The following is a 12,982-nucleotide window of genomic DNA, read 5'->3' on the forward strand; positions in this document are numbered from 1 at the left end:
CTAGCCCAGCTTCGCTGCCACGAGCTCCGTCAGGTCCACGAGGCGGTTGGAGTAGCCCCATTCGTTGTCATACCAGGAAACAACCTTGACCTGGTTGCCAATGACCTTCGTCAGGCCGGAGTCGAAAATGGAGGAAGCGGGGTCGCCAACGATGTCCGAGGAAACGATCGGTTCGTCGGTGTAGGTCAGGATTCCCTGCAGCTCATCGGACTCAGCTGCCTTCTTCAGAGCCGCGTTTACTTCCTCGACCGTGGTCTCGCGGGAAACCGTGACGGTGAGGTCGGTGGCCGAACCTGTGGGGACCGGAACGCGGATGGCGTAGCCGTCGAGCTTGCCCTTGAGTTCCGGCAGGACAAGGCCGATCGCCTTTGCGGCACCGGTGGAGGTCGGAACCATGTTGACGGCGGCGGCGCGGGCGCGGCGGAGGTCGTTGTGGGGGCCGTCCTGCAGGTTCTGGTCAGCGGTGTAGGCATGGATGGTGGTCATCAGGCCGCGTTCGATGCCGAAGGCGTCGTTGATGACCTTGGCCAGCGGGCCAAGGCAGTTGGTGGTGCAGGAAGCGTTGGAGATGATGTTGTGGTTTGCCGAGTCGTAGAGCCCGTCGTTGACACCCATCACGATGGTGATGTCCTCATCAGAGGCCGGTGCAGAGATGAGTACCTTCTTGGCACCGGCATCAATGTGCTTCTGTGCGGCGGCGGCTTTCGTGAAGAAGCCGGTGGATTCGATAACGATGTCGACGCCGAGTTCGCCCCAGGGCAGGTTGGCGGGATCGCGCTCGGCCAGCACCTTGATGGCGTTGCCGTTGACGATGATGTTGCCGTCCTTGACCTCAACGGTTTCCTTGAGCCGGCCGCCGACGGAATCGTACTTGAGCAGGTGGGCCAGTGCTTCAGGGCTGGTGAGGTCGTTGACTGCAACAATCTCGAGGTCAGCGCCCTGCGCGAGGGCTGCGCGGAAGTAGTTGCGGCCAATGCGGCCAAAGCCATTAATACCAATACGGGTCGTCACTTGTAGTCTCCTTGGTGCTCTTGCAAGCACACCTAGTTGAGTCGGGCGTTCAAAGCCAACTAACAGATCCCGCACGCCATTGGGCAGAGATGATTACCAGATCGGAGGGCGACCAGCCACATTGCTGAAGGCTAACCGCCTTCCGTGATCCATCTTACGTTTAAGAAGGTCGGCCCCCGCAAGTGCGGGGGCCGACCTTCCACGATTCGGTCAGAATCAACCTAAATGTGAAGTTTGTTACAAGCGCGTGTAGTCCTGATCACACGCCGAGGGTGATGAGGCCGGTTGCGTTGGCGCGGGCGCCCTCGAACCGCTTAGCCACATCGGCCCAGTTGACGATGTTCCAGAATGCCTTGACGTAGTCAGCCTTGACGTTGACGTAGTCCAGGTAGAAGGCGTGCTCCCACATGTCCAGCATCAGCAGCGGGGTGGTGCCAAGCGCAACGTTGCCCTGCTGATCGTAAAGCTGCTCAATGACAAGGTTGCCGCCAACGGGTTCGTAGGCCAGGAAACCCCAACCTGAGCCCTGGAGGCCCAGGGCTGCGGCGGAGAACTGGGCGCGGAAGGCGTCAAAGGACCCAAAGGCGTCGTCGATTGCTGCTGCCAGCTCGCCCTCAGGCTTGTCGCCGCCGTCCGGGGAGAGGTTGTTCCAGAACACGGAGTGGTTGACGTGCCCGCCGGTGTGGAAGGCCAGATCCTTGGAGAGCCTGTTGATGTTGGCGAAGTCACCCTTGTCCCGGGCGTCGGCAAGCTGTGCCAGGGCGTTGTTGGCGCCAGCCACGTAGGCGGCGTGGTGCTTGCTGTGGTGCAGCTCCATGATTCGGGCGGAGATATGGGGCTCCAGCGCTGCATAGTCGTAGCTGAGTTCGGGCAGTACGTACTCGGTCACAAAATCCTCCAATGTCGTGGACGGGTTGTCCGGTTCGGTAACTCTCGGATTGTGCATCCGGATGGCTGAGCACCCGGAAAACTGCGGTGGCTGAACCCTGACGTTCCGGTGGCCTCCCGAGGGGCATAACCTCCGGTTGGTTCAGGGTATTTCCATCGTCCGTTCTAGATTCTAGGGGCGGGCCTACTCGTCCAGCATTTCAGGCGTCACATTGGCTTCCGTCCCGGGAATACCCAGGTCAAGCGCTTTTTTGTCCGCCATAGCCAGCAACCGGCGGATTCTTCCGGCGATGGCGTCCTTCGTCATAGGCGGATCGGCAAGCCGGCCAAGCTCGTCCAGGCTGGCCTGTTTGTGAGCGACCCGGAGTTCGCCTGCGTACTTCAAATGGTCCGGAACATCGTCCCCGAGGATCTCCAGAGCGCGGTCTACCCTTGCCCCCGCGGCGACGGCTGCCTGGGCGGAACGGCGCAGATTTGCGTCGTCGAAGTTGGCGAGCCGGTTGGCAGTGGCCCTGACTTCCTTCCGCATCCGCCGTTCTTCCCACACCATCAGGGCGTCGTGTGCGCCCATGCGGGTGAGCAACGCTGCGATCGTATCGCCGTCGCGGATCACCACCCGGTCCACTCCCCTGACTTCGCGGGCCTTGGCCTGGATGTTGAGGCGCCGCGCTGCACCAACAAGCGCCAATGCTGATTCCGGTCCAGGACACGTCACCTCCATGGATGAGGACCGGCCCGGTTCCGTGAGCGAGCCGTGGGCCAGGAAGGCACCCCGCCACACCGCTTCCGCGTCTGCGGCCGAGCCGTTGACCACGGCTGAAGGCAATCCCCGTACGGGACGGCCCCGGGCGTCCAGGAGGCCGGTCTGACGTGCGAGGGCTTCGCCATCGCGCACCACGCGGACGACGTAGCGGTTCCCGCGGCGGAGGCCGCCGCCGGACACGACGATGATTTCACTCTGGTGGCCGTAGACCTCCGCGATAGCCGCGCGCAGTCGCCGCGCAGTGGATGCGAGATCCACCTCCGCCTCGATCACAATGCGGCCGGAGATAATGTGGAGTCCCCCGGCGAAGCGCAGCATTGCTGACACTTCGGCCTTGCGTACCGAGGACTTCTTGATGTCCAAACGGGACAGTTCTTCTTTGACCGATGCTGTCAGTGCCATGAGGCCTTCCTAACTGTTCCCGAAAATATCGTTATACGCCGTTGCCAATCGCAGGGGATCATGGATCGGACGGCGGCTCGACGCCCCTACTTTACCCAAGACCACCTCGGCTCCCAGCATCCCGGCCGCTTGCTCAAATTCCTTGACATCGGGCACTGAAGCGGGGTCGGCGAGCACAACATCAACGGTGAACTCAGGAGCGTAGGCACGCACGACCTTTAAATGGTCAGCAGCGGACATTCCCGATGTTTCCTTCGTGTCCGTTGCCAGGTTCATGGTCAGGCACCGCTTGGCTGGAGTATCACACAGTGCCTGGCGCATTTCGGGCAACAAGAGATGGGGAAGGACAGAGGTGTACCAGGACCCGGGCCCGAGGACCACCCAATCAGCGAGTTCAATGGCCATCAGTGCCTCCGTGCAGGCGGGGGCGCCTGCGGGCAGCAAACGGACCCGGTCCAGTGAACCGGCGACGGCACATTTGGCCTGGCCGTGAACGGTGTGCAGGACCGTGCTGCCATCCGGAGCCTGAACCCGGACATCACCTTCGATAGTCAGGGGCACGCTTGACATGGGAAGAACCTGCCCCCGGGCACCAAGCAAGGCACCCGCCCACTTCAGCCCGGCCACGGTGTCCCCGAGGAGTTCCCACAGGGTCACGATGAGCAGATTTCCCATTGCATGGCTGTCCAGCGAACCGCCGGTGCCGTTGACGGGGCTGAAGCGGTGCTGCATGACGTCGCGCCAGGTCCGGCCCCAATCTGTATCGTCGCACAGGGCTGAGAGGGCCATACGCAGGTCTCCGGGGGGAAGCACGCCGTATTCCTCTCGGAGCCGCCCGGAGGATCCGCCGTCGTCCGCGACGGTAACGACGGCCGTGAGCTCCGAGGTCAGAAGCCGGAGTGCGGATAGCGAGGCGGACAGCCCGTGGCCGCCGCCCAGTGCGACCACCGTGGGGCCTTTCTGCTGGCCTCCCGTGCCGCCGGTTGGCGGCACCAAAGGCAAGGGACCGGTAAGAAGACCCATTATTCGCGACCCAGGTCCCGGTGCGTCGTGGTCACGGTAACCCTGGGATACTGGGCAAGTTTTTTGGAAAGTTCGACGGCGACCGCTACTGAACGGTGTTTCCCTCCTGTGCAGCCCACGGCGATGGTGGCATAGTGCTTGTTCTCCCTCCGGTAGCCGTCCAGGACGGGCTCCAGGGCCAGAACATAGCGATCAACAAAGTTTTTCACGCCATCCGCCTCCAGGACGTAGTCGCTCACGTCTTCGTCGAGCCCGGTGTGGGGCCGCAGATTAGGAACCCAATGGGGGTTGGGAATGAAACGGGCATCGGCCACGAAATTGGCGTCCACCGGGAGGCCGTACTTGAATCCGAAGCTCATGACGTTGAGGCGGAGGGCCACCGGACCCGTTTCGCTGAACAATTCTGTGATGGCCGTCGCGAGCCCATGGACGTTGAACTCCGAGGTGTCCAGAACGACGTCGGCGGAGTCCCGCAGTTCCTGCAGAACCTCCCGCTCGGCGGCGATGCCGTCAAGGATCCTGCCTCCGCCCTGGAGGGGGTGGGGCCGCCGTCCCTGCTCAAAACGCCTGACGAGCACGTTGTCATTCGCATCGAGGAACAGCACGCGAAAGGTGACGCCGCTCGCCTCCAGCGCACCAAGGGCACTGCGGATGTTCGCGAAAAGGGCCTTGCTGCGTACGTCCATGACTACAGCGAGCTTAGGGATGGACTGGGGTGCATGCGAGACGAGCTCAGCAAGGGTTCCGAGCATCTGCGGAGGCAGGTTCTCCACCACATACCAGCCGTGGTCCTCCAATGCGTCAGCTGCGGTGCTCCTCCCCGCCCCTGACATTCCGGTGACTACAAGCAACTCCGCTTCCACAGGCTTGACCGGCGAGGATCCGTCCTGATCAGCTTCAGATCCTGTCGTCGACTCTGCCATCAGTTCAGCCCCATTTCTGCCGCGCCGTTCAAGCGCAGCTGCACGTATCTTTGTCCCGTTCCTTACCCTAGCCAAGATTCCTTGGCCGGGCTAAGTTTCCAGGATCTCCCCGGTGGTCATGTTCACTGCGGGCGCAACGGCGTCGGCGGACCCGTCATCCCCGGTGAAGTGCGTGACTATCGCTTCAGCCAAGGACGGACCGATCCCCTTGGCGGCTGTCAGTTCCATAGCCGTGGCCGCCTTGATTTTCTTGACGGAGCCAAACTCGGCCAGGAGCGCCTTGCGTTTGGACTCCCCCAGGCCCGGAACACTGTCCAGAGCGGAAACTGTCATGGCCTTGCCGCGCTTCTGCCGATGGAAGGAAATTGCGAAGCGGTGCGCCTCGTCACGGATCCGCTGCAGCAGGTACAGGCCTTCTGAGGTGCGGGGAAGAATGACCGGAAAATCGCTGTCCGGAAGCCAGACTTCTTCGAGCCTCTTCGCCAGCCCGACGACGTAGACGTCATCGATGCCAAGATCGGCCAAGGCGCGTGCGGCAGCATTGACCTGGGGCTTTCCGCCGTCGACCACCACCAGGTTGGGCGGGTACGCGAATTTCGCCCGCGGCACGGGCGTGGTGGTATCCAGGACTGCAGCATCAGCCATCGCGTTGACGGCGGCCTGGTGCCCGGGAAGCTCAGCAGCTTCCACCTGGGCGGTCTTGTCCTGGAGGTAATGCCGGAACCTGCGGGTCAGGACGTCATGCATTGCTGCGGTGTCGTCAGCAGCTGCAGGCCCGGTCACAGCGAACTTGCGGTAGTCGGACTTTTTCGGCAGACCGTCTTCCACCACCACCATTGAGGCCACAACATTAGTCCCCTGAACATGGGAAACGTCAAAGCACTCGATGCGCAGAAGGGCAACCGGCAGATCCAGGGCTTCCTGCAGTTCCTGCAATGCCAGGGAACGGTTAGTCAGGTCCCCGGCACGGCGGGTCTTATGCAGCTTGAGCGCCTGCTCTGCGTTCTCTCTGACGGTCGACATCAGCGCAGCCTTGTCGCCGCGCTGGGGAACGCGGATATCGACTCTGGCTCCGCGAAGACCGCCCAGCCACAACGCCAGCTCCTCGCTGTTGCTTGGCGCTTCGGGTACCAGCACTTCGCGGGGGATCCGCCCTTCGCTTTCGCCGTCTTCGCCGTAGACCTGCTGGAGGAGATGCTCCACCAGGTCAGGAGTTGTGGAATCCTCGACCTTGTCCACCACCCAGCCCCGCTGGCCACGAACACGCCCTCCGCGGATGTGGAACACCTGGACAGCGGCCTCCAGTTCGTCTTCATGGAGGGCAAAAATGTCGGCATTGGTGTCCTCCGCAAGGACAACGGCGTTCCGCTCGAAAACTTTCCTCAGGGCGATGATGTCATCCCGCAGCCGGGCCGCGCGCTCGTAATCCAGCTCTGCGACCGCCGCGGCCATGTCCTTTTCAAGCCGGGAAATAAACTTCTTCGCTTCGCCGCCCATGAAGGCGCAGAAGTCCTCCGCCAGCGCCCGGTGTTCCTCGGGAGTGACGCGGCCGACGCAGGGCGCAGCACATTTATCGATGTAACCAAGCAGACAAGGACGCCCGCTGGCTTGGGCACGTTTGAAGACACCTGCGCTACAGCTGCGCACCGGAAAGACGCGCAGCAGCGTGTCCATCGTTTCGCGGATTGCCCCGGCGGTATAAGGCCCGAAATAGCGGGTCCCCTTACGCCTCTCGCCCCGCAGGACCTGAACGCGCGGGTACTTTTCTCCCATGGTGACAGCGAGGTAGGGATACGTTTTGTCGTCCCGGAAGACCACGTTGAACCGGGGCTTGAACTCCTTGATCCAGGTGTATTCAAGCTGCAGGGATTCAAGTTCGCTGGCCACCACGGTCCACTCGACGCTGCTCGCCGCGTAGACCATGGCATGGGTCTTTGGAAGCAGGCCACCGGGATTCGCGAAGTACGAATTCAACCGTGAACGCAGATTCTTGGCCTTGCCGACGTAGATGATCCGCCCATTGGGGTCCCGGAACCGGTAAACGCCGGGATTCGTCGGAATTTCGCCCGTTTGGGGACGGTAACTTGATGGATCTGCCACTGAACCAGTCTACTGAGGCGCCGCGACAACTAAGTCAAACGCACGTTCGCGAGAGGCTGCTACGCCAAGGGCTTAAGGATGGAGCCGGTAGGGCCTGCCAGCTCAGTCGGTGATCTTGCTCTGGTTATACCCGGAAGCCCGTTCCTGGCCGCTCAGTGCGGCGATGGCGTCCATGATGGTATCGGTGACTTGCCTCCGTGCCGGAAGGGAGTGGTCCGGGCCCGTCTTTTCGAAGTACAGAGGTTCCCCCACCTTCATGGTGAAATGCTGGGGCTTGACCGCGTTGAGGCCGGCAGGTTGAAGGTGTTGGGTTCCGATCAGCCCCACCGGAATAACGGGAGCGCCGGTGGTCAAAGCCAACCAGCCCACTCCTGTACGTCCCCGGTACAAAATGCCGTCCCGGGAGCGTGTTCCCTCCGGGTAGATGCCGATTCCTTTTCCGGATTCGAGGATGTCCAGCAGGGTCTTCAGCGCCTGGACACTCGCGGCCTGTTCGCCACGCTCGACCGGGATGGAGCCAACGGCTTCGAAGAATGACTTCATGACGCGGCCCTTAACGCCGCCGGTTGTAAAGTATTCTGCCTTCGCAAAAAAGGCCACCGGACGGGGCATCAACGCCTGGACAATTACGCTGTCCAGGAAGGACAAGTGATTGGGTGCCACAATAAAGGGGCCGTCAGCAGGAACGTTTTCCAGCCCGATGACAGTGGGACGGCACGATCCTGAAATGAGGCCTCGAGTAGTCCATCGGATTGCATCAAACAATGCCATCGTTGTGCACCTCATTCAGAATGGCTGTCCGGACTTCATCCAGTCTGTTGATGGTCGCGGCAAGGGCAGCCGAGTCATCGACGATTACCATGGCGCCGGCGTCCTGCAGTTCGCCGTCCAAGGCGAACCCCCATCCAACGCCGATGCAGTCCAGTCCGTTGGCCAGGGCGCCTGCCACGTCCTGGGCGCGATCGCCGACCATTACTGCTGACTGGGTACCCAGATCCGCCAGCGCGGCTGCGACAATTGCATTCTTGCCCCGTGGACCCGACTGTTCAAGCGTTTCGTCTGCTGCGGAACCCCTGGTGGCCTTGAAGAATTCAGCGATCCCGTGATGCTCCAGCACAATCCGCGCCAGGCCCTCCGGTTTTTGGGTGGCAACAGCGATGGGCCTGCCGGCCGATGCATAAGCTTCGACCAAATCGCCGATGCCCGGATACAGCCGGCCTTGGGCAATGCCGCGCTCCAGATAGTACGCGCGATACAGCCTGATGGCTTCCGGGAGCAGCCCTTCGGGGACGCCTGCGACGTTCAACAGAGAATCACTCAGCTTCGGACCGATCATCGCTTTGAGCTCTTCCGGTTCCGGAACCTCAAGGTTGAGCTCAGTCAAAGCGGCGGCGATGCCGTCGGTGATACCACCGGCAGGGTCGACAAGAGTGCCGTCCAGGTCGAAGATTACAGGCACTGTTGAATGAGTCACCGGCTTAGTTTCTCACGACTGCGCACGAGCCTGAAACTCGCATTCCAAGTACGGAATATATCGCGGCCCCACCCGATGCCGAACGGTCTCTGGCTGAGCGTGCGGGGCGTTACCCGAGGATCTCGGCCAGGAAGGTGGCGGTGTAGCTGTCCTTCGACCTTGCGACCTGCTCCGGGGTGCCGGTGGCAATGACCTGCCCGCCGCCGGAACCGCCGTCGGGACCGAGGTCCACAATCCAGTCGGCACTCTTGATGACATCGAGGTTGTGCTCGATGGTAATCACCGTATTGCCTTTGTCCACCAGGCCTTGGAGCACCAGGAGGAGTTTACGGATGTCCTCGAAGTGGAGTCCCGTGGTGGGCTCATCAAGGACATAGACACTGCGCCCGTTGGACCGCTTTTGAAGCTCGGCCGCCAGCTTGACCCGCTGCGCCTCGCCCCCGGAGAGTGTGGTTGCTGGCTGCCCCAGGCGTACGTACCCGAGGCCGACGTCGACCAGGGTGTTCAGGTGCCGGGCAATAGGCGAGAAGGCTGCAAAGAACTCAGCGCCTTCTTCGATGGACATGTTCAGCACGTCTGCGATGGTCTTGCCCTTGTAGTGCACCTCCAACGTTTCCCGGTTGTAGCGGGCGCCATGGCAGACCTCGCAAGGCACGTAGACGTCCGGGAGGAAGTTCATCTCGATCTTGAGCGTTCCATCGCCTGAGCACGCCTCGCAGCGTCCGCCTTTGACGTTGAAGGAGAACCGGCCAGGCATGTAACCCCGGACCTTGGCCTCAGTGGTGTCGGCGAACAGCTTGCGGATGTTGTCGAACACTCCGGTGTACGTCGCGGGGTTGGAGCGCGGTGTCCGGCCGATGGGACTTTGGTCCACGTGCACCACTTTGTCGAGGTGCTCAAGGCCCTGGACGCTCTTGTGCCTGCCGGCAACCTGCTTGGCCCCGTTGAGTTTATTGGCGAGCACCTTGTAAAGGATCTCGTTCACCAAGGTGGACTTTCCTGAACCGCTCACCCCTGTTACTGCAGTCATCAGTCCAAGGGGAAACGCTGCATCCACGTTCACCAGGTTGTTTTCCTTGGCGCCGATGACCTTCAGTTCGCGCTTCTTGTCGTATTTCCGGCGTTTCTTCGGAACGTCGATGGATTTGCGTCCGGAAAGGTAGTCACCGGTCAGCGACTTCCTGTTTTCGAGCAAGGCACTGTATGAACCGGAGTGAACAACCTGGCCGCCGTGTTCACCGGCGCCTGGTCCAATGTCCACGATCCAGTCGGCCTCCTGAATGGTGTCCTCGTCATGCTCAACGACAATCAGGGTGTTCCCGAGGTCCCGGAGCCTGGTGAGAGTCTCGATCAGCCTGCGGTTGTCCCGCTGGTGGAGCCCGATGGAGGGCTCATCCAGGACGTAGAGCACCCCCACCAGGCCCGAGCCGATCTGGGTCGCCAGGCGGATACGCTGCGCCTCGCCTCCAGACAGCGTGGCAGAAGGCCGTTCAAGATTGAGGTATTCCAGGCCGACGTCGAGAAGGAAGGTCAGCCGTGCCTGGATTTCCTTGAGCACCTGGTGGGCGATTTGGGCTTCACGGCCGGTCAGGACCAGGTTGTTGAGGAAGTGAGCACATTCGCGCATGGGCAGGGCGGCGACGTCGGCAATGGACTTGCCGTTGATGAGCACGGACAGTGAGGCAGGGTTGAGGCGGGCACCGTTACACACAGGGCACGGGATCTGCCGCATGTATTCCTCGTAGCGGTCACGGGCCCAGTCTGAGTCCGTCTCGCCATGCTTGCGGTGCACATACTGGATGGCACCTTCAAAACCTGTGCTGTACTTCCGCTCGCGGCCGAAGCGGTTACGGTACTGCACCACGACGTTGTGGTCCTTGCCGTGCAGGACGGTCTGCCGTACGTCGGGGGCCAGGTCTTCCCAGGCCGTATCCATGGAGAAGCCAAGTTCATGGGACAGGCCCTCCAGCAGCCGGTTCCAGTACTCCGTGGTGGCTGTGCCGAGCGACCAGGGTGCGATGGCGCCCTGGGAAAGTGACAGCTCAGTGTTCGGGACGATGAGGTCCTCATCCACCTCAAGCTTGGTCCCGATGCCGCTGCACGCCGAACAGGCACCAAAGGGGTTGTTGAAGGAGAACGAGCGCGGTTCGATTTCGTCGATGGCCAAAGGGTGTTCGTTAGGGCAGGCGAGGTGCTCGGAAAACGCTCGAAGCCGGCCGTCATCCGTAGGATCCAGGTCCACGAATTCGGCCAGTACCCTGCCTTCAGCGAGACCCAGGGCCGTTTCGATGGAATCGGTGAGCCGCTGGCTGATGCCTTCCTTGACCACGAGCCGGTCAACAACGACTTCAATGGTGTGCTTGAACTGCTTCCCAAGCTTGGGGGGATCACTCAGTTGCACGAGTTCGCCATCAACGCGGGCGCGTGAATACCCTTTGGCTGTGAGTTCTTTGAAGAGTTCAACAAACTCGCCTTTACGGCCGCGGACCACCGGCGCCAATACCTGGAACCGCGTGCCCTCCCCCAGCTCGAGCAACTGGTCCACGATCTGCTGGGGGGTCTGCTTGGTGACCGGCTCGCCGCAGGTGGGGCAATAAGGACGGCCTACCCTGGCCCAGAGCAAACGCATGTAGTCGTAGATTTCGGTAATGGTGCCCACCGTTGACCGGGGGTTTTTGCTCGTGGACTTCTGGTCGATGGAGACGGCGGGAGAGAGGCCTTCAATGAAGTCAACATCCGGCTTGTCCACTTGACCCAGGAACTGGCGGGCGTACGCGGAGAGCGACTCGACGTATCTGCGCTGCCCTTCGGCGAAGATGGTGTCAAAGGCCAGGGAGGATTTTCCCGAGCCCGAGAGGCCGGTGAAAACGATCATGGCGTCCCTGGGCAGGTCCAGGTCCACGTTCTGCAGATTGTGCTCCCGGGCACCCTTGACTATGAGGCGCGACAGGTCGGGGCGGAGCGGCGTGGCACGGGTGAGCGGCGCTACGGCAGAGTGGACATCAACGGCTGGATCTTCAGCTACGGCTTTAGGCACCCACTAATGCTAATCGAAAACTTCTTCGAATTTCCATGACCTGCCATTATTCCGCATCGTAGGCCGCAGCCAGCAACTGCACGGCAGCGGCAAAGCTGGCCCCCTGTGCTTTTGCCCTCGACGCGTACTCGGCGGCAGCCTCCGAAAGCGAGCTCCAGGCATCATCGCGGGCACACACCACCGTGCCGTTCCTGCCGCGAGTGGCCACCACACCTGCGGCCTCAAGTTCCTTATAGGCCCTCGCGACTGTATGGGGAGCCACGCCCAACTCAGCAGCAAGGCTCCGTACCGCTGGCAATCTCGTGCCAGGCGCAAGCCTGCCGGCGTCGGCCTGCTCAATAACGTTCAGCCGCAGTTGCTCGAAGAGCGGCACCGAGCTGCTGTGGTTGGGTTTCCACGTTCCGGGGAACGCTTCAGCGGCACTCACAGTGTTATCTCCATGATGAGAATTAGATCAGCGTACTTCTGCCTGAACAAGCCGCTGTCCTGCCCTTGAAGAGAATCGTCCGGGCCTCCACAGGGAAACTCAGGCAGGCTTGTGGGCAACCGCGAAGGTCCTTCGGAACGGGAATACGGTGCCATGGCCGGTGGCAGGGTACGCCTGGTCAAGCAAGGCAGAGTATTCGGACTCAAACTCAACTGCTTCGTCGGGCGGCAGCGCCGCCAATATGGGCCTGAGCCCGGCACCCCGGACCCACTCGAGAACGGCATTTTCCCCCTGAAGCACCTGATAATAAGTGGTTTCCCAAGCGTCAGCCTCATAGCCGGCGTCGAGCATCACCTCCAGGTATTCATCAGGTTCTCCCGCTGCGTCGCTGTGGCGGAGAATTCCAGACAGCCTGTCCGCCCAGGACGCCGATTCAGCAAGTTCACGCATCAGGGCATGGGAGGGTGCATTGAAATTGCCGGGCACCTGCAGGGCAAACCACGCCCCGGGTTCAAGGGCGTCCAGCCATTTCTTCAACAGTTCCATGTGACCGGGCACCCACTGGAGGGCTGCGTTGGTGACCACAACGTTGGTCGCGCCAGACGGCACCCATTCCGGAATCTGGCCGAGGCTGAAAGTGAGGTTGGGCAGCACGGTCTCGGCAGCGGCATGACGCAGCATTTCTTCAGAGGAATCCAGCCCGATCACTTCCGCCTTAGGCCAGCGCTGAGCGAGGGTCGCCGTGAGGTTACCCGGGCCGCATCCAAGATCCACCACCACTCGGGGTTTCTCGGCCCGGATGCGCCCCACCAGATCAAAGAACGGCCTGTTGCGGTAGTCGCCGAACTGCACGTACCTCGCCGGATCCCACTTCATAAGTGCCTCGCTCCCCATCGTCTCCGTAACAGCGAGCGTAGCAGCGGGCACTAAGCTG

At 61.7% G+C, this 12,982-nt stretch carries 11 protein-coding genes; all 11 read right to left on the minus strand.

The genetic code is table 11. The features are described 5' to 3' along the window. The gene (gene gap / locus M1E05_RS11255; RefSeq protein ID WP_309106852.1) at window positions 1–1,011 is read right to left on the minus strand and encodes a type I glyceraldehyde-3-phosphate dehydrogenase; all 1,011 of its coding nucleotides are present in this window, start codon (window positions 1,009–1,011) and stop codon (window positions 1–3) included. Between the two features lie 259 nt (window positions 1,012–1,270). Next, window positions 1,271–1,900, minus strand: coding sequence for a superoxide dismutase (locus M1E05_RS11260; RefSeq protein WP_309106853.1), 630 nt, complete (start codon window positions 1,898–1,900; stop codon window positions 1,271–1,273). A gap of 183 nt (window positions 1,901–2,083) precedes the next feature. Next, window positions 2,084–3,064, minus strand: a complete 981-nt coding sequence (gene whiA, locus M1E05_RS11265) for a DNA-binding protein WhiA (RefSeq protein WP_247045268.1) — start codon at window positions 3,062–3,064, stop codon at window positions 2,084–2,086. Window positions 3,065–3,073: 9 nt separating this feature from the next. Then, window positions 3,074–4,087, minus strand: coding sequence for a gluconeogenesis factor YvcK family protein (locus tag M1E05_RS11270; RefSeq protein ID WP_461162955.1), 1,014 nt, complete (start codon window positions 4,085–4,087; stop codon window positions 3,074–3,076). Then, window positions 4,087–5,010, minus strand: a complete 924-nt coding sequence (gene rapZ, locus M1E05_RS11275) for an RNase adapter RapZ (RefSeq protein WP_461162956.1) — start codon at window positions 5,008–5,010, stop codon at window positions 4,087–4,089. The genes M1E05_RS11270 and rapZ overlap by 1 nt, the downstream gene beginning before the upstream one ends. Window positions 5,011–5,100: 90 nt before the next feature. Continuing rightward, on the minus strand, window positions 5,101–7,110 hold the full coding sequence (gene uvrC / locus M1E05_RS11280; protein ID WP_461162957.1) for an excinuclease ABC subunit UvrC: 2,010 nt from the start codon (window positions 7,108–7,110) through the stop codon (window positions 5,101–5,103). A gap of 102 nt (window positions 7,111–7,212) precedes the next feature. Continuing rightward, complete coding sequence (locus M1E05_RS11285; RefSeq protein WP_461162958.1) at window positions 7,213–7,881, minus strand: lysophospholipid acyltransferase family protein; 669 nt, start codon at window positions 7,879–7,881, stop codon at window positions 7,213–7,215. Further along, entirely contained in the window at window positions 7,868–8,584 is a 717-nt protein-coding gene (locus M1E05_RS11290; RefSeq protein WP_458114057.1) for an HAD hydrolase-like protein, read from the minus strand. The genes M1E05_RS11285 and M1E05_RS11290 overlap by 14 nt, the downstream gene beginning before the upstream one ends. Window positions 8,585–8,693: 109 nt before the next feature. Next, window positions 8,694–11,621, minus strand: a complete 2,928-nt coding sequence (gene uvrA, locus M1E05_RS11295; protein ID WP_458114058.1) for an excinuclease ABC subunit UvrA — start codon at window positions 11,619–11,621, stop codon at window positions 8,694–8,696. A gap of 46 nt (window positions 11,622–11,667) precedes the next feature. Continuing rightward, a complete protein-coding gene (locus M1E05_RS11300; protein WP_458114059.1) occupies window positions 11,668–12,048 on the minus strand; it encodes a GntR family transcriptional regulator in 381 nt (126 codons plus the stop codon). Window positions 12,049–12,147: 99 nt separating this feature from the next. Then, window positions 12,148–12,924, minus strand: coding sequence for a trans-aconitate 2-methyltransferase (locus tag M1E05_RS11305; RefSeq protein WP_458114060.1), 777 nt, complete (start codon window positions 12,922–12,924; stop codon window positions 12,148–12,150). Window positions 12,925–12,982: the final 58 nt, after the last annotated feature.

It is taken from the genome of Arthrobacter sp. R4-81 (genome assembly GCF_054792365.1).